This is a genomic window from Streptomyces flavotricini (assembly GCF_020639365.1).
Classification (GTDB): Bacteria; Actinomycetota; Actinomycetes; order Streptomycetales; family Streptomycetaceae; genus Streptomyces; species Streptomyces flavotricini.
In genome coordinates, this window is record NZ_JAINUL010000001.1 from 5,012,769 (window position 1) to 5,031,574 (window position 18,806).

The window sequence follows — 18,806 nt, forward strand, 5'->3', positions numbered from 1 at the left end:
GGGAGCCCGGACGACATGGACTTCAGCTTCGGGGCCGAGGACGAGGAGCTGCGCTCCCGCGCCCGCTCCTGGCTCACCGGGCACCTGGTGGGTCCGTACGCGGACGCCCTCGGCCTCGGCGGGCCCGGCAGCGAGCACGAAGGGGTCGAGACCCGGCGCGCGTGGGAGCGCGAGCTGGGCCGGGGCGGCTGGATCGGCCAGGGCTGGGAGCTGCCGTCCGGGACGTACGGGCAGCAGCGGCTCTCCCTCACCGGCCAGGTCGTCTGGGCCGAGGAGTACGCGGCGCTGCGCGCTCCCGGGCGGGTCGGCCACATCGGGGAGAACCTCCTCGCGCCCACCCTGATCGCGTACGGGTCCCAGGAGCAGCGGGACCGCTTCCTGCCCGGCATCGCGCGCGGCGAGGAACTGTGGTGCCAGGGCTACAGCGAGCCGGGCGCCGGCTCCGACCTCGCGGGGATCCGTACCGCCGCGGTACGGGACGCGGCGGACGGGCGGTTCCGGGTCACCGGGCAGAAGATCTGGACCTCGCTGGCCCAGGACGCCGACTGGTGCTTCGTCCTGGCCCGGACCGAACCGGGCTCGCGGCGCCACCACGGCCTGTCCTTCCTGCTCGTGCGGATGGATCAGCCGGGCAGGGTCGAAGTCCGGCCGATCCGCCAGATGTCGGGGACGAGCGAGTTCAACGAGGTCTTCTTCGACGGGGCGGTGGCGGTGGAGGCCGTCGGCGCGGAGGGCGACGGCTGGACCGTGGCCATGGGACTGCTCGCCCTGGAGCGCGGCGTCTCGACGCTCGTCCAGCAGATCGGCTTCGCGGCGGAGCTGGAGCGGGTGGTGGGGGCGTACGTGGCCGCGGCACCGGAGGGGGCGGGGGACCCCGTACTGCGCGAACGCCTCGTACGGCAGTGGGCCGAGCTGCGCACGATGCGGTGGAACGCCCTGCGGACGCTGGGAACGTCCGGAGACCCGGGTGCGCCGAGCGTGGCCAAGCTGCTGTGGGGCGGCTGGCACCGGCGGCTCGGAGAGCTGGCGGTGGCGGTCCGCGGAGCCGGGGCCTGCGCCGGGCCGGCCGACTGGGCGCCCGGGACCCCGTACGAACTCGGACTCGACGAGGAGCAGCGCCTGTTCCTGTTCACCCGCGCCGACACGATCTACGGCGGCTCGGACGAGATCCAGCGGAACATCATCGCCGAGCGCGTGCTCGGCCTGCCTAAGGAGCCCAGGTGAGAGGCGTCGTGTTCGACGGCAAGCAGGTCCAGGTGGTGGAGGATCTGGAGATCCGCGACCCGGGGCCGGGGGAGGTGCTGGTCGCGATCGCGGCGGCCGGGCTGTGCCACAGCGACCTGTCGGTGATCGACGGGACGATACCGTTCCCGCCGCCGGTGGTCCTCGGCCACGAGGGCGCCGGGGTGGTGGAGGCGGTCGGGTCGGGTGTGACGCACGTGGCGCCCGGCGATCACGTGTCCCTGTCGACCCTCGCGAACTGCGGGGCCTGCGCCGACTGCGACCGGGGCCGGCCGACCATGTGCCGCAAGGCGATCGGGATGCCGGGGCAGCCGTTCTCGCGGGGTGGGAAGCCGCTCTTCCAGTTCGCGTCCAACTCCGCCTTCGCGGAGCGGACGATCGTCAAGGCCGTCCAGGCGGTGAAGATCCCGGACGACATCCCGCTCACCTCGGCCGCGCTCATCGGCTGCGGTGTCCTGACCGGGGTGGGGGCCGTGCTGAACCGGGCCCGGGTGGACCACGGGGAGTCGGTGGTCGTCATCGGCACGGGCGGCATCGGGCTCAACGTGATCCAGGGCGCGCGGATCGCGGGCGCGGGCACGATCGTGGCCGTGGACGCCAACCCGGCGAAGGAGCCGGTGGCCCGGCGGTTCGGGGCCACGCACTTCATCGACGCGTCGGCCGTCCCCGACTCCTCGGCGGCGGTGCGCGAGATCCTCCCGACGGGCGCGGACCACGCCTTCGAGTGCGTGGGCAGCGTCAAGCTGATCCGCCAGGCCGTCGACCTGCTGGACCGGCACGGGCAGGCGATCCTGCTCGGGGTCCCCGGCTTCAAGGAGGAGGCGTCGTTCATGGTCTCGTCCATGTACCTGGACAAGACCATCATGGGCTGCCGGTACGGCTCCTCCCGCCCGCAGCGGGACATCGCCCTCTACGCGGAGCTCTACCGGCAGGGCGGGCTGCTGCTCGACGAGCTGGTCACCGAGACCTACCCGATCGAGGACTTCGCGAAGGCCGTGGACGACGCGCGGCACGGGAGGGTGGCGCGGGGGGTGCTCACGTTCTGACGCGGGCGGCGCGATGTCCCCGTCTCCGGCCGGAGACGGGGACATCGCCCCGCCCGCGGGGCTATTCGGCGGCGAGGCGGCCGAAGCGGCCCTTGTGGAAGAGGAGCGGGCCGTCCTCCCCGGCGGCGCCCATGGCCTCGACCCGGCCGACCACGATCAGGTGGTCCCCGCCGGTGTGCACGGCGTGGATGCGGCAGTCGATCCAGGCGGGCACGGCCTCCAGCTGCGGTGACCCGGTCACGGGGGCCGGGGTGTGCGCGACCCCGGCGAACTTGTCGGCGCCGCTGACCGCGAAGGCCCGGCACAGCTCGCCCTGCCCGGCGCCCAGGATGTTGACGCAGAACGCCCCGGCGCGGGCGATCCGGGGCCAGGTGGTCGACGTACGGGCCACCATGAAGGTGACCAGCGGCGGGTCGAGGGACAGCGAGGCGAAGGACTGGCAGGCGAACCCGGCCGGGCCGTCCTCCCCCTCCCCGGCCGGGGAGGTGATGACCGTGACCCCGCTGGCGAAGTTCCCGAGTACGGCCCGGAACTCGGCGGGGCTGACGGGGGCGCGCTCGTCCTCGCCGACGGCCCGCAGATCGGGGCGCGGCAGCGCGTCGACGCGGCCGGCGTCCGGGTCCTGCTCCGACGGGGCGGAGGTGGGGGAGCCGACTGACCTGAGGTATCGGACGACGGTGGCCGCCATCCCTGCGTGTCCCATCACGTCGACGATTGAAGCTGGCGGTCCGTCAGATGGGAAGGGGTGCGGACGGGTGACTCGGAAAGGGGGAGGGTGTATCGTCGCCATCGATTGAACATGTTCAATTATTGTGGGGGTGGGGGCATGGAGGTACCGGAGATGCACACGGGACCGGCCGCGCGGGCAGGGGGCCGGTCACGTCTGTCGACCGGGTCGGAGCTGGCCTTCATCGGGCAGTGCGTCGTGGCGGGAGCGGCCTTCCTCGCCACCTCCGGCATGCGCGACGACCACGGCCTCGGCATCGACCCCGCCGTCTTCGCCGCGATACCGCTGATGCTCCTCGTGGTGGTCCTGGCCGCGTACCTGCACCGGGTGCTGTTCACCCTGCCGGTGATGGCGCTGACGCGAGCGCTGGGGAACCCGTGGTGGGCGCCGCTCTGGGCCGCCGTCGTCGCCGCCGCGTACGCCGGGTGGGCCGCATCCGCCTGGGACCTGCCGTACGGCTGGACGGCGCTGTGGATCGCGGGCCCCGGGGTGCTCCCGGTCGTCGCGGCCTCGTACGCGCGCCACCGGTCACCGGGCTGGAGCGCCATGGCGGCCCGGATCGGCGCCGCCACCGGGATCGCCCTGCTCCTCTGCGCGTTCGGCGCCTTCCTCCAGGAGCGGACCGGTTTCGGCGCGTACGAGCCGCCCCGGCTGGAGCGGAGCCGGTACGCCGGGGAATGGACCGGCGGCGGGGGTGCGTACCGGCTGCGGCTGGACGAGAACGGCGAGGCGGTCGCCGGGAACCTGGCGCAGGTCGCGCCGACCGGGCTGTGGGACACGTGCTCGGGGAGCGGGACGTGGACGTTCGAGCAGCGGCGCGGGTCCGGCGGCCTCTTCGACCGGACGCGGGACCGGGTCACCCTCACGATCGACGGCTGTGGCCCCATGCGCCACTGGCAGGTGGCCGGCACGGCCGAACGGCCCGAGCTGTTCTGCGTGCTGGGGGATCCGCAGGACCTCCACCCCCGGTCCGCCGTCACCATGCACCGCGTGTAGCGCGGGCGGGAGGGGCCGCGCGGTCGCCCGTACGGGTGAATCCACTGGCCCGCCGTGACCCCTGCGGCGGACAGCCCCGCGGGAGGTCGGCATCGTGGCCCCCGGCCCGATCCACCCGTCCCCCAGGAGGACCCCATGCTCGGCACCGACTTCCGTCTCGGATCGCCCGTCTGGCTCGACCTCGGCAGCCCCGACACCACCAGTGCCGTGGGGTTCTACGGCTCCGTCTTCGGCTGGACCTTCACCGACCTGGGGCCGGACGCCGGCGGGTACGGGTTCTTCCAGGTGGACGGGAAGACCGTCGCCGCGCTCGGGCCGCTCACCGAGGAGGGCGCCGGCTCCGCCTGGATGATCCACTTCCGCGCGGACGACATCCAGGCCACCGTCTCGGCCGTGCGGTCCGGCGGCGGGAAGATCCGGATGGAGCCCATGGACGTCATGGGCGAGGGCTGGCTCGCACAGGCCACCGACCCGCAGGGCGCCGAGTTCGCGATCTGGCAGCCCGGGAAGACCGCCGGGCTGGGACGGGTCTCCGAGGAGAACACCCTGGTGTGGGCGGAGCTGCACGCACCCGACCCGGCCGCGGCCATCACCTTCTACAACGGGGTCTTCGGCTGGCGCAGCCAGGACATGGAGACGCCCGGGATGACCTACCGCGTCCTGAGCCTCAAGGACGGCGACCAGCAGCAGACCTCCTTCGGCGGGATCGCGCCGATGGGCGACGGGGCCGGGGGCGGAGTCGAGAAGCCGCGCTGGGTGCCGTACTTCAACGTCGCGGACGTCGACGCCGTCGTCTCGGCGGCGAGCAGGAACGGCGGGTCGGTGCTCATGCCGGCGGCCGACGTGCCGGACGTCGGCCGGATCGCCTGGGTCGCGGACCCCTCCGGCGCCGTGTTCGCGCTGCTGAAGCCCGACCCGCAGATGTGACCCGCCTCGGGGTGGCTACCGCCCCAGGTACTTGGGCGAACGGCGCTCCACGAAGCTCGCCACGCCCTCGTTCGCGTCGGCGGTGGTCATGTTGATCTCCTGAGCGGTGGCCTCGGCGGCCAGTGCGGCCGCCCGGCCACCGTCCAGTGAGGCGTTGACCAGCTGCTTCGTCAGTGCGAGGGCGCGGGTCGGGCCCTGTGCGAGGCGCTCCGCCCACTCCCGGGCAGTGGACTCCAACTCCGCGGCCGGAACCACCCGGTTGACGAGACCGAGCCGCTCGGCCTCGGCCGCCGGGACGGCGTCGCCGAAGAACATCAGCTCCTTGGCCTTCTGCGGGCCGACCAGGCGCGGGAGCAGGTAGGCGCCGCCTCCGTCGGGGACCAGGCCGCGGCGTACGAACACCTCGATGAAGCGGGCCGATTCGGCGGCGACGACGAGGTCGCAGGCGAGCGCGAGGTGGGCGCCGATCCCGGCGGCCGTGCCGTTGACGGCGGCGAGGACCGGCTTCTCGCAGTCGAGCACGGCGGTGATCAGGCGCTGCGCGCCGAGCCGGATCATGCGGGCGACGTCACCGGCGACGCGCTCGCCCGGCGCGGCGGGGGCGCCGCGCAGGTCGGCGCCCGCGCAGAACCCCTTGCCGGTGGCGGTGATGACCACGGCCCGGACGGCGGGGTCGGCCGAGGCCCCGGCGAGCAGGGCGATGACGCGCTCACGCTGGTCCCAGGTGACGGCGTTCATGGCCTCCGGCCGGTTCAGGGTGATCCAGGAGACCCCGCCCTCGAAGCGGTGCAGGACTTCGTCGGCGGGGGCGTCGCTGCTCATGGGGTGGACTCCCGTTCGGGGTAGGGGTGGGAAGGCGGCCCCGCGTGACGCGGGCCCGGCCGGGTCCGGGGGCCGCGGCGCTCAGCGGCAGATCGCCAGGGCGTCCAGCGCCACCGCCCCCTGGCCGCGCGGGAGGACCATCAGCGGGTTGATGTCCAGCTCCGACAGGACGCCGCCCAGTTCCAGCGCCATCCGCTGGACCCGCAGGACGACTTCCACCAGCGCGTCCACGTCGGCCGGCGGGGCGCCCCGTACGCCTTCCAGGAGGGCGTGGCCGCGCAGTTCCGTCAGCATGGCGCGGGCCTGGTCCTCGCCGAAGGGCGGGACGCGGACCGCAGCGTCGTGCAGGACCTCCACCAGGACCCCGCCCAGGCCCACCGTCACCGTCGGGCCGAAGAGGTCGTCCTGCGTCACGCCGACGACCATCTCGACCCCCCGCTCCACCATCTGGCAGACGAGGATCCCGTCCAGCGGCACGTTCTCGTAGCGGGCGATGTCCGTCAGCTCCCGGTAGGCGTCCCGGATCTGGCTCGCCGAGGTCAGGCCGATCTTCACCAGCCCGAGTTCCGTCTTGTGCCCGAGCTGCGGGCCCGAGGCCTTCATCACCACTGGGTACCCGACCAGCCCCGCCGCCCGTACCGCCGCCGCGGCGCTGGTCACGAGCTGCTCGCGGGGGACCCGTATCCCGTACGCCCGCAGCAGCTGCTTCGCCGCGTGCTCACTGAGCTGCTGGCCCGGGCGCATGAGCGCCTGCGCCTTGCGGTACGAGGGGGACGGGTTCCGCGGGGCGTCCTCGAAGGGGGAGCGGTACGCGGCCGTGAACCGGTGGTGGCCGAGGTAGGCGCGGACGGCGGTGATGCAGTTGCCGAACGTACGGAAGGTGGCCACGCGGGAGGAGCCGAGCAGGGTGGTGCGGTAGGCCTCCTCGGTTCCGACCGGGGAGCCCCAGATGACGCAGACGAGCTTGTCGCTCTGCTCGGCCGCGTCCACCAGGTCCTGCGCGAGCCTGTCGCTCATCGGGGGGAACGGCCCGGTGATCGGGCAGATCAGCACGCCCACCGACGGGTCGGCGAGGATCGCGTCGATGATCTTGCGGCCGCGCCAGTCGCCGACCGGGTGGCCGCCGTTGTCGACGGGGTTGGCGACGTTCAGGTACTCCGGTATCCACTGGTGGAGCTCCTGCTGCTTGGCCTGCGAGAGGGTGGGCAGGCTGAGCCCCGCCTCGGTCGCGAGGTCCGAGAAGTGGGCGCCGGTGCCGCCGGAGATGGAGTACACGACGACCCCGTCGGCCAGCGGCTTGCGGGCCCGGGCGAGCAGGGCTGCGGTGTCCTGGAGCTCGTCCAGCCCGTCGACGCGGATGACGCCGAACTGGCGCATCGCGGCGTCGACGACGGTGTCCGCGCCGGTCAGCTTCCCGGTGTGGGAGGCGGCCATGCGGGCGCCGGTCTCGGTGCGGCCGACCTTGACGGCGACGACGGGGACGCCGTTGCGCGCGGCCCGGTCGGCCGCGAGGAGGAACCGGCGGCCGTCCTTGAGGCCTTCCACGTAGCAGGCGATGGCCCCGACCTCGGGCCGCTCGGCGAAGTAGGAGATGAAGTCGGAGGTCTCCAGGTCGGCCTCGTTGCCCGTGGGCGCCCAGTGGGAGAGCCGGATGCCCAGCTCCTGGAGGGTGTAGACGGGCCGGCCCTGGTGGCCGGACTGGGTGATGAGCGCGATCGCGGGGCCTTCGAGGTCCTCGCGGAACTCCTCGAAGGCGTTGAGGTTGGTGTTGGGGCCGAGCAGGCGCAGGCCCGAGCGCCTGACGGCGGCCGCGAGCCGCTCCTGGGCGGCGGCCCCCTCGTCACCGGTCTCGGCGAAGCCGGAGGCGAAGGCGACGGCGAACTTCACCTTGGCCTCGGCCAGTTCCTCGATCACCGGCAGCGGATCGCCGACGAGGAGGACGGCCAGGTCCACCTGCTCGGGCAGGTCGGCCACGGATGCGTGGCAGGCCAGCCCGAACACGGTGGGGCGGGTGGGGTGCACGGGGTGGATCCGCGCGCCGACGCGCTCCGCCCAGGCGATCAGCTGGCGGGTGATGCCGGTGTTCGGTCTGCCTTCGGCGTCGGAGGCGCCGATGACGGCCACGGACTCGGGCCGGAAGAACCGGTCGAGGTCGGGGACATCGGCGTGCAGGGGCCGTCCGCTGACGTCCACCGCGACCGCGTCCGCGGCGGACGGCGCCGCCGTCGAGTGGACGGCCGTCCTGGGGGTCTCCCCGCAGGCGTCGACACGTGCGCGGAAGTCGGTGGTGAGGGTGCCGTGAGTAGATCCAAGCATCGTTCCGCCCGCTCCTGCTCGATGAACCTCAATAACTGACGCGTAGTCAGATTACTGAACTGACGTGCCGTCAGGAACAGTGCTGCGCAGGAAAGGTGGTGGAGGTGGTGTGTGGGAACGGTCCCAGATCCCGCCGGGACGGGTCCAGAGCGCGTTTCGGCCGGGTTCGCGGCCCTCGGCCGCGCCCGCCGGGGGGCAGCCCCGGAAGCCGGGGCGCCGTCAGGTGCGTGTGGGGACCGTGCAGGTCGGAACGCCGGCGCTGAGATCGCCGGCCTCCTCGTACGGATCGGCCACGGGCCACGGCCGGTGGGCCCGCTTCGCCTCCTTCGAGAAGTACGGGTGGACGAAGCCGTCGGCGGCGGCGCCGCAGTCGTGGTTGGCGAGTTGGCGGCGGTACTCGACGGGTGCGAGTTTCCCGGTCGTGGGATCGAAGTCCAGGACCATGTGGCGGCGTACGACGACCCGTGTCACTTCCTCCGAGTCGCCGGTGGGACCCGGCTCCGGGTCCCCCGTGCGGCGCAGCGCGTAGGCAAAGGTGTAGTCGGCGTGGATGCGCACCTGCTGCGGTACTCCGCCGGCGGCGGAGTCCGGAGCGGCCTCGTAGGTCATGCGGCCGTGTGCCCTCAGGCCGCGGTCCGTCAGTGTCAGGCTCTCGGGGTCGAAGCGGGTGAACAACTCCAGCGCGTCGGTGTTCGGGGCGCCGGGATTGCGCAGGTGTTCCGCCAGCGCGGCGGTCGCCGGGTGCCCGGGGTCGAGCAGGTCCAGCGCCTTGGCCGGGAGTCCGCCGTCCAGAACGGCCGGGTCCATGTCCGCCGCGGTCAAGAACTCGCGGACGCGGCGCAGCCCATCGCCCACCACGGGACTCGGTATCGGGCCCACCGCCTCGGCCTGTGGCAGTTCGAGGTCCTGCCCGCTGGTCGCCCAGGCCGCGGCGGGCGAGCCGCGGAACGGCATGTTCGTCGTCGCGGGCCACTCGGCGGGCCACATCGCCTCTTCGAGCAGACCGGGAGCGTACGGCTCGTCGTCGGGCCGCTCGCCGAGCGCGGAGACCACCGCCCAGGTGATGACACCGGCCAGGGCCACGGCCGCGCCGGCGCCGAGGATCCGCCTGCGCATCCGGCGCAGCCGGTCCTGGCGCAATGCCTCCTCGCGTCCGGGATCTTGGCCCTCCCTGCGCAGTCGGGCAACGAAATCCACAGGATCCGGCATGTCCGGCCCCCCCTCTTGTGCTTGTTCTGCTTGCGCCTGTGCCTGTCCGGGATGATCGGTGGGCTCGGCAAGTATCGCGGCCGGTGATCGGCTCTTGCCGGGGGTGGCGGCGCCGGGGGCGCTCTAGGGGGTGTCCGCAAAGTGGCGCCGGCCGCCCGGAGGGCGGCCCCGCGGCGTCCGGTGCGCCGAGAGCGCGTGCCGGGCGTCGCGGGCCGGGCGGGACTTTGCGGACACCCCCTAGGCCAGGGGGTCGACCGGGCGGAGGCCCGTGTTCGGGAGGGGGTCGGGCTGCGGGCGGCCGGCCAGGGGGCCCAGGCGGCGGGAGACCGCCTTGGCTATCTTCTCGGCGTCCAGGGCCATCTCGCGGAACATGCCGCTGATGGGATTGGTGAAGCCGGTGAAGTACAGACCGGGTGCCTGCGCGGGACAGCGGCCGCCGTGCGTACGGGGACGGCCGCGCCCGTCGAGCACGTCCAGGTGTCCGACCAGGCCCTCCAGGCCGCGGCGGTATCCGGTGGCCGCCACCACCGCGTCCGGGGTGATGCGGGAACCGTCGGCGAGCACCACCTGCGCACCCTCGAAGGAGGCCACGGCGGCGACCGGTTCGACCCGGCCCGTGCGAACGGCGTCGATCAGGCCGACGTCCTGGACCGGGATCGCGCCCTCCTTGACCCTGCTGTACAGGCCGGCGGCGGGGCGGGGGAGTCCGTACGCCGTCAGGTCGGGGACCGAGGCCTTGGCGACGAGCGCGCCGAGCCGGTCCACGAGCCGTACGGGCAGCCGCCGCACCAGGATGCCGGTGCGCTGCGCGGGCCAGCCCGCGGTGGAGCGGCGCACGATGTGCGGGGCGGTGCGCACGGCGAGCCGCACCCGCGCGGCCCCGCCCTCGGTCAGGTCGACGGCTATCTCGGCGCCCGTGTTGCCGCTGCCGACGACCAGCACGTCCCGGCCCTCGTACGGCCCGGCGTTGCGGTACTCGCGGGCGTGCAGCAGCTCCCCGGTGTACGTGTCGGCGCCCGGCCAGTCGGGGAGCGCGGGGGTGTGGTTGAACCCGGTGGCGACGACGACGGCGCGGGCGTCGAGCACCCGCCCGCCGGTGGCGTGCAGCAGCCAGCCGTCCCCGCCGGGGGCGGGGTCGACCCGGGTCACCTCGACACCGGTGACGAGCTCCAGCGCGTGGAACTCGGCGTACTTCACCAGGTAGCGCACCACGTCGTCCCGCGACACCCACCGCCCGAACCTGCGCGGCATGGCGAGCCCCGGGAGGGCGGAGAGCCGGCGCGTGGTGTGCAGGTGGAGCCGGTCGTAGTGCCCCCGCCAGGAGGCGGCGACGTCATCGGACTTCTCGACCACCACCGCGCGCACCCCGCGGGCGCGCAGAGCGGCGGCCGCGGCGAGGCCGCCGGGCCCGGCGCCGATCACGTAGACCGGGCGGGGCTGGGTGGACGGGTCGGGGGCTGTGGGGACTCCGGGCATGAGGAGTGAGCGTATCGACACACAGCGTTGATGGGTCTCGGACAAGGAGGGAATCGATTGCGGATCGATCACGGGCGCTTCCGGGCCGCCCCTTCCGGGCTCGGGTGGGGGTGGGGAGGGAGGGCCGGGGAGGGTGGGGGGAGGGTCGGGTCGGGCCGAGGGCGGGCCGGGGCGAGGGCGGGCCGGGGCGAGGTGGGGGCGGGCCCGGTCCGCCGGTCAACTCCCTTGCCCGTCCGCACGGATGTGCGCTGCGTTCGTAAGCTCTGGGCATGAAGTTCTTCCGGCTGCGCGGCCGACACGAGACCGGGCGGCAGGCAGCCTCCCCCTTGGACCGGGCCGCGGCCCTGTACGGGGCCGGGCGGTACGCCGAGGCGGAGGCCGAGGCCCGTGCCGTGGCCGGGTCCCGGCGGCGCGGCGACCCGTACGCGCCGCTGGCCCGGGGCGTCGCGGCGCTGGCGACGGGCGCACAGGGCCGCCACGCCGAGGCGCTCGCCGCGTACGACGCGCTCCTGCCCGCCGCCGTCGCGGCTTTCGGCGCCGAACACCCGCAGGCCCTGAAGGTGCGCTCGGACCGCGCCCAGACACTGAGCGCGCTCGGCCGGTACTCCGAGTCCGAGGCGGAGTGCGAGGCCGTCGCCCGGGCGGCGGCCCGCGGTACGGGGCCGGAGATGCCGCTCGTGGTGGCGGCCGCGAGGAACGGGCTGATCTTCGCCATCGGCGCCCAGGGCCGCCACGCGGAGGCCGAGGCGCTCGCGCGCGAAGCCATCGCCGCCCATGGGGAACAGGACCGTTTCGCGCTGGTCCTGCGCCTCGGCCTGGCTCGCAGCCTGAACGGCCAGGCGCGCCACGAGGAGGCGCTCGCCGAGGCGGAGCGCGCCGACGAGCTGCACGGGCGGCTGCCCGCCGAGCAGCGCCGCGCGGAGACCGGAGCCGTCGCACTGGCCGTGGCCGGCGCCCTCCTGGGGCTGGGCCGGGGCGCCGAGGCCCGCGCCCGGGCCGCGTCCGCCCACGACGCCTGCCTGGCCGCGTTCGGCCCGGACCACCGCCGCACCGTCGAGGCCCGGGCGCTGCTCGACCGCATCGACTGTGCGTGACCGGCCGCCGGGCCGGGTGCCCGGGCCGGGGTGCCGGGCCGCGTGTCGGTTCCGCGTGCGTGCCGGTTCCGGGTGCCGCTTCCGGGTGTCCGAGGGCCGGGGGCGAACGGAGTGCCCGGCCACCCTTGCGGGATCGCTCCCGATCCGCTGAACTGACGTACCGTCAGGTCTAGGGAGGGGAGGGCCGATGCAGACCATCTGGCTCAGTGGGGCCGAGTGGCTCGCCGTGCTCCGGATAGGGCTCGGCCTGTGGTGGCTGGAGAGCTGGCGGCACAAGGACAAGAAGGGCTGGTTCGAGCGCGGCACCGGCATCGCCTGGGCCGCCGACGTCGCGGGCAAGCACCGCTGGCCGTTCGTGAAGGGCGGCTTCGAGAAGGTCGTCCAGCCGCGCCCGCGGCTGATGGCGTACGTCGTCGTCTACGCGGAACTCGCCCTCGGGCTGGGACTGGTGCTCGGCTTCCTGACCCCGATCGCGCTCGTCGGCGGGCTGCTGCTGAACCTGCTGTACCTGGTCCTGATGATCCATGACTGGGCCGAGCAGGGGCAGAACGCGATGATGGCCCTGATCTCGCTCGTCGCGCTCTTCGCGATGGCGTGGCAGACGTGGTCCGTTGACGCGGCGACGGGACTGTTCCTGTGAGCACTGCGAGTTCCACGAGTCCCACGAGTTCCACGAGTTCCACGCGTCCTGCGAGCGGTGGGAGCGCTGCGAGTCCGGTCAGCGCGCCGCGTTACGACCTGCCCGAGACCGACGACTTCACCCGGCCCTACTGGGACGCGGCAGCAGAGGGCCGGCTCCTGCTGCGCCGCTGTGCGGACTGCGGGAAGGTCCACCACTACCCGCGGGAGTTCTGCCCGTTCTGCTGGTCCGGCGAGGAGCGGGTGGCCTGGGAACCCGCGAGCGGCCGCGCCACCCTCTACACGTGGTCGGTGATCCACCGCAACGACCTCCCGCCGTTCGGGACGCGCGTCCCGTACACGGCGGCCGTGGTCGACCTGGCCGAGGGCCCGCGCATGATGACGGAGGTCGTCGACTGTGCCCCGGCGGACCTGCGGATCGGCATGCCGCTCGAAGTGGCCTTCCGCGAGGCGGCGCAGGGCGTGTGGGTGGCGGTGTTCCGGCCGGAGGGCGAGAGCGGCTCGATTCCCCAGGGGGACACCCCCTGACGGAACACCCGGGACGCCCGGGACGCCCGGGACGCCCCCTAAGGCCAGAGCAGCTCGCGGGTCCAGCTGGTGCCGTCGGGGGAGCGGCGGTAGCGGAGCCGGACGTGGCGGCGTGCCGGGTCGCCCTGGAAGAACTCGACCTCGGTCGGGTCGAGGACGTACCGGGTCCAGGTCGGCGCCGGGGCGTCGGGCTCCGCACCGGCCCGCTCCCAGGCGGCCTCGGAGACGCGCCGCAGCTCGTCCACGCTGCCGAGCACCTCGCTCTGCCGGCCGGTCAGCGCCGCCGCGAGCGCGCCCCGCGAGCGGACCGCCAGGTCCGCCCGGCTCTCGTGCGGCCCGCAGGCCGTGACCCGTCCGCGGACGCGGACCTGCCGGGCCACCGCCGGCCAGTAGAACCCGAGCGCGGCGTCCGGGCGGCCGGCGAGCTGCCGGCCCTTGGCGCTGGTGGCGTGCGAGGCGAAGTGCCAGCCGTGGCCGTCGGCGTCGTGCAGCATCAGGGTGCGTACGTCGGGCCGCCCGTCGGCGTCCACGGTGGCCAGGCTCATCGTGTGCGGCTCCGCCTGCCCGGCCGCGGCGGCGTGCAGGAACCACTCCCGGAACAGCGCCAGCGGTTCGGCGGGCGCGGCGTCCGGATCGAAGCCGGGCAGGGGGCCGTCCCATACCCGCAGCGAGTGCAGGGTGGCGTGGAACGCGTCGGTGTCTTCGGACATGGGGTCCAGCGTAGGCCGCGGGCCGGGCCTCCCGGCCGTCACCCGATGGAGGCGGTTCTCGCCGCGCCCGGCGAGGTGAACATGCCCTGGGAGAAGACCAGCGGCGTCGTGTCCTGTGCCGAGCAGGCGAGGACCGAGCCGATGACCAGGCAGTGGTCGGCGACCGTCTGCATGCTGTCCAGCGCGCACTCGAAGTGGGCGCAGGCACGGTGCAGGAGGGCGCAGCCGGTGAGGGGCCCCGGCCGGGACTGTTCGCCGAGGGGGCTTCCGGCTCCCTGCGCCCGGTTCGGTGCGGCGTAGTGCCGGGCCTCCTCCGTCTGGTCGTGTGCGAGGACGGAAAGGGCGAAGCTGCGGGTACGGAGGATATGGGCGACCGACCGGCTCGTTGCCCGCAGCGATATGAGCAGGAGCGCGGGGTCGAGCGCGATGGTGGTGAGGGAGTTGATCGTGGTGCCGTGGGGGCGGTCATCCCCGTCGAGGGTGGTCAGGACCGCGACACCGGTGGGCCATTGCCGGGCTGATGCCCGGTAGGCCTCCGGTGCTGGCTTGTCTAGTTGCCGGATCGCCATTGCCACACTCGCTTGCTGATCAGGGGCGGGACGCCCACGGCGAACAGGAGGACGCCCATCAGGGTGAGCGCCGCGCCCGGGCTCTTCCAGGCGGTGAGCCATCCGGCGACGACGGGGCCGAGCGGCATGGCAGCGGTGACGGTGGTCTGCAGGAGAGCGAAGACGCGGCCCCTGAGCTCGTTGGGGATGTGTGTCTGGATGTACGCGTTGACACTGACCGATGCTCCGCCGGAGGGAATGCCGAGCAGGACGAACAGGACGACGAGCCAGGGAAGGGCCGGCGTCGCGGCGATCGCGATGACCGTGAGGGCCTGTGCGGAGCAGTTGACGGCCATGAGGACGCCGCGCCACGCCCGTACCCGGGGGACGCGCAGGATCAGCAGGCCCGCGAAGCGGCCCACGGCCCAGGCGGAGATGAGCAGGCCGTAGGCGATGGGGTCGAGTATGCCCCGCTGCAACAGCAGGGCGGGCAACAGCAGGGTGAGGCTGGCTCCCACGAGATCGATCACGGGGAGAGTGGGTGCCAGTTTGCGGAAGAGCGGGTCGCCGAGGGCGACCTGGAAGCCTTCCCGCGCCTCGTGGAGCAGGCCCTTGCGCTCGTGCGCGCGGGGTGCTGCCGCGGTGCCCAGCAGCCTGCGCGCCGCGAAGAGGCCGATGAGCGAGATGCAGAAGGTGCCGGCGTCCAGGAGGAGAGCGGCTCCGAGCCCCCGGCTGATGACGAGGCCCGCCAGGAGGGGGCCGAGGATGGTGGCGAGCATCCGGGAGGCGAGCATCCAGGAGTCGAACCGGAGCAGGGTGTCGTCGTCGTTCGCGATCTGCCCCAGGAGGGAGTGCATGCTCGGCTGGAAGAGCAGCCCCGCGACCTGGACGACGACGACGGTGCAGAGCAGGAGGGGCAGGGAGGCCTGTGTGGTGACGAGGACCAGCCCCAGGAACGCGGTCAGGACGGCGCGGAAGGAGTCGGTGGCCACCAGGAGCGTACGGCGGCGATACCGGTCGACGACGACACCCGCCAGGGGGAGCAGCACCGCCGTCGGGACGAAGAGGGCCAGGCCCAGGGCGATCGCCGCCCGTCCTTCCCCGAACAGCGAGGTCGCCGACCACGCGACCGAGGAGAGGAAGAGTGCGTCGCCCAGGTTGGAGAAGGTCTGCGCGGTCCACAGGCACAGGAAGTCGGTGCGCGCCCTGCCCCCGCTGCCGGCCCGCGAAAGTACGGCTGACGTGCTGGTCATGCGGACTCCATGAACGTGGCCAGCGCCTCGGGCGTGGGGTCCACCGTGTGGGACCGCCGGTAGTACGACTGCGCCTGCGCCGGGTTGCCCATCCGGTCGTGGGCCCAGCCGATGTAGAAGAGGGCTGCGGCCACGGGCAGGCCCCCCTGGGGCAGGACCCTCTCCCAGGCTCGGACAGCCTCCTCCAATTCGCCCACCGCGACCAGGGCTTGGGCGCGGACGGCCCAGGCCCTGTGGTCGTGGGGGCTCAGTTCGACGAGTTCGGCCGTGGAGGTGAGGGCTTCGTCGGCCCGGCCCTGGGCCAGGAGGGTCTTGGACAGCGTCTCGAACATGGGGAAGGCGTGGTCCTCCCATGCCTGGTACTCGACCGTGTCCCTGCGGGGCTGCGCCTCGATCAGCGCCAGGGCGGCACGCTCCAGCAGTTCCATGGTCAGGGCGACGTCGCGGACGAGGAAGGGCTCGTAGGCGATGGCGCGGTAGAGCGTGTGCTCGGCCAGGTGGCGGTCCATGCCGGTGCCCTCGATCTCCGCCATGGCGCGGCGCCCGAGTTCCGCGGCACGGTGAAGGGCCGGGGTGTCGGTTCCGCGCTTGCCGTTGCGCACGACGACGAAGTTCGCCAGCGACACGCGGGCACGCGGTGGAAGGCCCGCGTCCGCCGCTGCCTGCAGGGCGCGGTCCTCCAGGACGTCTTGGGCACCGGGGTGGAGCCGGAAGAGGACGGCCAGCTCGGCCCGGACCGTCTCGGGGTGGAACGCGTGCGTGTTGACGTCGGCCTGGAGCAGGCCGAGTACCCGTCCGGCCCGCTGGGGGTAGCCGAGGCGCAGGAACAGGTCGCTGGCCGTGCGGCGCTCGATGCGGGTGAGCGTCTCCGGGGCCTCGCACACCTTGTCCACGGAGTGCCACAGGTCACTGGCGAGGTCCTGGGGCATGGCGTCGAACTCGCGGGCCATGGCGTCGTCACGTCCCCAACTGGCGGCGTTCAGGATGCGCAGGGCCGGCGGCGGCGCCGTGTTGAAGGAGGGCAGGAGGTGTGCGTTGCCGTCGACCAGGTACCGGGCGGTGGTGTGGGTCAGGACGGCCAGGCTGCTCGAGTTGTGGACCGGGTCTCCGAGCCCCACGTGGATGGGGCATGCGGCCGGCGTGTCCGCAGCCATCAGGGCGCGCAGCCGCCGGGCGAAGGCGGGTGCCCCGGGAGCGGGGAGGTAGGTGGGAAGCTTGGTCATCACGGTGTGCCTTCGCAGTGCTGGAGCCAGGTGTGGAGGGCGTACAGGGCGGAGACGACGGATGAGCCGCGGCGCGGGATGTGGTCCTCGTCCGTCAGCGGGGTGAACGCGACCCCGGGTGTGGCGGCACAGGCCGCTTCGACCAGGGCGAACGGTGCGACGGTGTCCCTCGTTCCGTGCACGACGGCTACCGTCACGGTGGGAGGCAGCTCCACCTCCGGCAGGCCCACGTGCCGGTCGGGGAAGGCGTGCATCAGGAAGGCGCGCAGGTCTCCGGGGACCGGACGGCCGTCGTCGATCAGTCGTTGGAGGTCGGCGCTCCGCCAGATGGCACTCATCAGGAAGAGCCCGGTGACCTCGTCCGGCAGTCTCGCCGCGGTGCGCGCAGCCAGTAGCCCGCCGTAGCTGAAACCGAACAGGAGCATGGGCCGCCGGGTTACGGCGGCGAGTTCGGCCACCGCGTCGCTCACGCTCTCGACGTCCTTCACGCCGAAGTCACCCGGGACGAAACGGGTGTGCGCGCGCCGCAGGGAGGCGGTGTAGGGGGCTTCGAGCTGGTGCACCTGGTAGCCCTGGCGGGTGAGGAGCTCGACCTGGGGGTCCCAGCGCGGGATCCAGACGCCGTAGGGGCCTCCGTGAAGCATCACGACGTCGCCGACCGGCTCCGTGGCGGCCGGGACGGTGAGCACGCGCAGCGTCCCCCACCTCGTGTTGACGGTGTGGTGCCGGGGCTGCGAGTCGGCGTCGACGCCGGCGTCCAGCAGCCGTGCCAGGGGGACGAGGGCCGGGGGATGCCCGGGACGGGTGCAGTGGGCCATCGGGCCCGTGGAGTCCTCGAAGAGGCCGAGGATCGAGGCACGGACCGGGCGGTTCAGGACGGGGCCGCCCGTGCACGGCGTCTCGAGGACGTTGGGGTGGGGCCAGGCGTCGTCCACGGCGACGAGGCGGCACCCCTTCAGGAGGACCGCAATGCGCCCGATGCCGGGGAGGACCCCGGTGAGCTCCCCCGTCGCCGTGTCGAAGACGTGTGCCTCCCGGCCCTCGACGGTGCGGACCACGGTCAGCAGGTGGCAGCCGTCGGAACAGAGCCCGACCTCGACCGGCCGCCGCGTGGGAGAGGCCTCCATCAGGGTCCGGAGCTCGCCGCGGCCGCAGTGCAGCAGCACGGCCGGCGCACTGCCGGCGGTGAGAACCGCCGACACGGGCGCATCACCGGCCGTGACGAACGCCGCAATGGGCCCCGGGGCGGTCAGGAATTCCGGGCCCTCGCCTATGAGCTTTGTCACAGCGGGGCCGTGGGAAATGTAGATGTCTTTTCCGCATGCCTGGATGAGGCTGGAAGCGGGCACTTCGGCGTACCGGGACCATTTCTGATCGCGGTGCAGGTGGATGCTGCGGATCCCTTGCTCTTCGCTCACGGAGACGACTGCTTCGCCTCCGCTCAGGATTCCGTGCAGCCTTATGCTGTCCGCCCATTCCGAAGGAATCGGCGTGGAGGACTGTCCGGATTCCAGATGCAGGGCGTCATCTTGGGAAACCAGACCGCAGGCGAGGGCGTGAGGGGATCCGGCGGCCTGCTTGACGATCCGGGCAGACCGTATTTTTTCAGCCACTTCCGCGACACTGCTCATTGTTCGGATTCCGTTCACCATACCTCCCTGCCGTCAATGGATGAAGGGGTGCCGACCGTGTCGGCACCCCCTCACATCACACTGCTCATCTGTGGGGCGTCACGCCCGGCAGATTACGCGTACTCGATGTTGTTGAGGGCCTCGAACTCCTCGGCCACGATCTCGACGAACTGCATGTTGAAACACCTCCCTTCCGTTGCTGAAGCGATTGTCCGGCGAGCCCCATGGGCCCGTGGATTACGCGTACTCGATGTTGTTGAGGGCCTCGAACTCCTCGGCCACGATCTCGACGAACTGCATGTTGAAACACCTCCCTTCCGATGTTGAAGCGATTGTCCGGCGAGCCCCATGGGCCCGTGGATTACGCGTACTCGATGTTGTTGAGGGCCTCGAACTCCTCGGCCACGATCTCGACGAAC

The 18,806-nt window shown here is 73.0% G+C and carries 18 protein-coding genes; 8 read left to right on the forward strand and 10 right to left on the reverse strand.

What is annotated here, in order from left to right; genetic code table 11:
* The first annotated feature begins 15 nt into the window (after positions 1-15).
* Together K7B10_RS22820 and K7B10_RS22825 are read left to right on the forward strand one after the other, a co-directional pair.
* A complete protein-coding gene (locus tag K7B10_RS22820) occupies positions 16-1,224 on the forward strand; it encodes an acyl-CoA dehydrogenase family protein (RefSeq protein ID WP_229338567.1) in 1,209 nt (402 codons plus the stop codon).
* Complete coding sequence (locus K7B10_RS22825; RefSeq protein WP_229338570.1) at positions 1,221-2,288, forward strand: Zn-dependent alcohol dehydrogenase; 1,068 nt, start codon at positions 1,221-1,223, stop codon at positions 2,286-2,288. The genes K7B10_RS22820 and K7B10_RS22825 overlap by 4 nt, the downstream gene beginning before the upstream one ends.
* 61 nt (positions 2,289-2,349) lie before the next feature.
* Here K7B10_RS22825 and K7B10_RS22830 read toward each other — a convergent pair whose 3' ends face one another.
* Positions 2,350-2,976 carry a flavin reductase family protein gene (locus K7B10_RS22830; protein ID WP_229345305.1) on the reverse strand — a complete coding sequence of 209 codons (627 nt, stop codon included), beginning with the start codon at positions 2,974-2,976 and terminating at the stop codon, positions 2,350-2,352.
* A gap of 138 nt (positions 2,977-3,114) precedes the next feature.
* On the opposite strand from K7B10_RS22830, the gene K7B10_RS22835 reads away from it, so the two are divergent.
* Positions 3,115-4,011 (forward strand): hypothetical protein, encoded by an 897-nt coding sequence (locus tag K7B10_RS22835; protein WP_229338572.1) that lies wholly within the window; start codon positions 3,115-3,117, stop codon positions 4,009-4,011.
* 135 nt (positions 4,012-4,146) lie between these two features.
* The gene (locus K7B10_RS22840) at positions 4,147-4,938 is read left to right on the forward strand and encodes a VOC family protein (RefSeq protein ID WP_229338575.1); all 792 of its coding nucleotides are present in this window, start codon (positions 4,147-4,149) and stop codon (positions 4,936-4,938) included.
* Between the two features lie 15 nt (positions 4,939-4,953).
* Here the strand turns inward: K7B10_RS22840 and K7B10_RS22845 are convergent, their stop codons facing one another.
* The 4 genes from K7B10_RS22845 to K7B10_RS22860 form a co-directional block, all read right to left on the reverse strand.
* The gene (locus tag K7B10_RS22845) at positions 4,954-5,760 is read right to left on the reverse strand and encodes an enoyl-CoA hydratase/isomerase family protein (protein WP_229338577.1); all 807 of its coding nucleotides are present in this window, start codon (positions 5,758-5,760) and stop codon (positions 4,954-4,956) included.
* An 81-nt stretch (positions 5,761-5,841) separates the two neighbouring features.
* On the reverse strand, positions 5,842-8,076 hold the full coding sequence (locus tag K7B10_RS22850; RefSeq protein WP_229338581.1) for an acetate--CoA ligase family protein: 2,235 nt from the start codon (positions 8,074-8,076) through the stop codon (positions 5,842-5,844).
* 219 nt (positions 8,077-8,295) lie between these two features.
* Entirely contained in the window at positions 8,296-9,285 is a 990-nt protein-coding gene (locus K7B10_RS22855; protein ID WP_229338583.1) for a hypothetical protein, read from the reverse strand.
* 237 nt (positions 9,286-9,522) lie between these two features.
* Positions 9,523-10,761, reverse strand: coding sequence for a flavin-containing monooxygenase (locus K7B10_RS22860; protein WP_229338585.1), 1,239 nt, complete (start codon positions 10,759-10,761; stop codon positions 9,523-9,525).
* Positions 10,762-11,030: 269 nt separating this feature from the next.
* Between K7B10_RS22860 and K7B10_RS22865 the strand changes: the two genes are divergently transcribed.
* The 3 genes from K7B10_RS22865 (at position 11,031) to K7B10_RS22875 (ending at position 13,022) form a co-directional block, all read left to right on the forward strand.
* On the forward strand, positions 11,031-11,855 hold the full coding sequence (locus tag K7B10_RS22865; protein WP_229338587.1) for a tetratricopeptide repeat protein: 825 nt from the start codon (positions 11,031-11,033) through the stop codon (positions 11,853-11,855).
* 187 nt (positions 11,856-12,042) lie between these two features.
* Positions 12,043-12,495: a DoxX family membrane protein gene (locus tag K7B10_RS22870; RefSeq protein ID WP_229338590.1), complete on the forward strand. Its 453-nt coding sequence runs from the start codon at positions 12,043-12,045 to the stop codon at positions 12,493-12,495.
* Positions 12,496-12,593: 98 nt separating this feature from the next.
* Positions 12,594-13,022: a Zn-ribbon domain-containing OB-fold protein gene (locus K7B10_RS22875; protein WP_229345307.1), complete on the forward strand. Its 429-nt coding sequence runs from the start codon at positions 12,594-12,596 to the stop codon at positions 13,020-13,022.
* Between the two features lie 38 nt (positions 13,023-13,060).
* Here the strand turns inward: K7B10_RS22875 and K7B10_RS22880 are convergent, their stop codons facing one another.
* From K7B10_RS22880 to K7B10_RS41315, 5 genes are read right to left on the reverse strand one after another with little or no spacing between them, the layout of a single operon-like run.
* Positions 13,061-13,732, reverse strand: a complete 672-nt coding sequence (locus K7B10_RS22880; RefSeq protein WP_229338592.1) for a pyridoxine/pyridoxamine 5'-phosphate oxidase — start codon at positions 13,730-13,732, stop codon at positions 13,061-13,063.
* A 38-nt stretch (positions 13,733-13,770) separates the two neighbouring features.
* A complete protein-coding gene (locus K7B10_RS22885) occupies positions 13,771-14,301 on the reverse strand; it encodes a flavin reductase family protein (protein ID WP_229338595.1) in 531 nt (176 codons plus the stop codon).
* Positions 14,283-15,533, reverse strand: a complete 1,251-nt coding sequence (locus tag K7B10_RS22890) for an MFS transporter (RefSeq protein WP_229338598.1) — start codon at positions 15,531-15,533, stop codon at positions 14,283-14,285. The genes K7B10_RS22885 and K7B10_RS22890 overlap by 19 nt, the downstream gene beginning before the upstream one ends.
* Positions 15,530-16,756, reverse strand: coding sequence for a tetratricopeptide repeat protein (locus tag K7B10_RS22895; RefSeq protein WP_229338599.1), 1,227 nt, complete (start codon positions 16,754-16,756; stop codon positions 15,530-15,532). Before K7B10_RS22895 ends, K7B10_RS22890 begins: the two co-directional genes overlap by 4 nt.
* A complete protein-coding gene (locus K7B10_RS41315; protein WP_229338602.1) occupies positions 16,756-18,042 on the reverse strand; it encodes an alpha/beta fold hydrolase in 1,287 nt (428 codons plus the stop codon). The genes K7B10_RS22895 and K7B10_RS41315 overlap by 1 nt, the downstream gene beginning before the upstream one ends.
* Before the next feature lie 577 nt (positions 18,043-18,619).
* Between K7B10_RS41315 and K7B10_RS22905 the strand changes: the two genes are divergently transcribed.
* The coding region (locus K7B10_RS22905) for a hypothetical protein (RefSeq protein WP_229338603.1) at positions 18,620-18,806 on the forward strand (187 nt) is incomplete at its 3' end.

Coding starts and splice junctions, on each gene's coding strand:
- K7B10_RS22855 (WP_229338583.1), bottom strand. CDS start 9,285: ATGCCGGATCCTGTGGATTTCGTTGCCCGACTGCGCAGGGAGGGCCAA.
- K7B10_RS22840 (WP_229338575.1), top strand. CDS start 4,147: ATGCTCGGCACCGACTTCCGTCTCGGATCGCCCGTCTGGCTCGACCTC.
- K7B10_RS22850 (WP_229338581.1), bottom strand. CDS start 8,076: ATGCTTGGATCTACTCACGGCACCCTCACCACCGACTTCCGCGCACGT.
- K7B10_RS22835 (WP_229338572.1), top strand. CDS start 3,115: ATGGAGGTACCGGAGATGCACACGGGACCGGCCGCGCGGGCAGGGGGC.
- K7B10_RS22880 (WP_229338592.1), bottom strand. CDS start 13,732: ATGTCCGAAGACACCGACGCGTTCCACGCCACCCTGCACTCGCTGCGG.
- K7B10_RS22830 (WP_229345305.1), bottom strand. CDS start 2,976: ATGGCGGCCACCGTCGTCCGATACCTCAGGTCAGTCGGCTCCCCCACC.
- K7B10_RS22895 (WP_229338599.1), bottom strand. CDS start 16,756: ATGACCAAGCTTCCCACCTACCTCCCCGCTCCCGGGGCACCCGCCTTC.
- K7B10_RS22890 (WP_229338598.1), bottom strand. CDS start 15,533: ATGACCAGCACGTCAGCCGTACTTTCGCGGGCCGGCAGCGGGGGCAGG.
- K7B10_RS22885 (WP_229338595.1), bottom strand. CDS start 14,301: ATGGCGATCCGGCAACTAGACAAGCCAGCACCGGAGGCCTACCGGGCA.
- K7B10_RS22860 (WP_229338585.1), bottom strand. CDS start 10,761: ATGCCCGGAGTCCCCACAGCCCCCGACCCGTCCACCCAGCCCCGCCCG.
- K7B10_RS22845 (WP_229338577.1), bottom strand. CDS start 5,760: ATGAGCAGCGACGCCCCCGCCGACGAAGTCCTGCACCGCTTCGAGGGC.
- K7B10_RS22820 (WP_229338567.1), top strand. CDS start 16: ATGGACTTCAGCTTCGGGGCCGAGGACGAGGAGCTGCGCTCCCGCGCC.
- K7B10_RS22870 (WP_229338590.1), top strand. CDS start 12,043: ATGCAGACCATCTGGCTCAGTGGGGCCGAGTGGCTCGCCGTGCTCCGG.
- K7B10_RS22865 (WP_229338587.1), top strand. CDS start 11,031: ATGAAGTTCTTCCGGCTGCGCGGCCGACACGAGACCGGGCGGCAGGCA.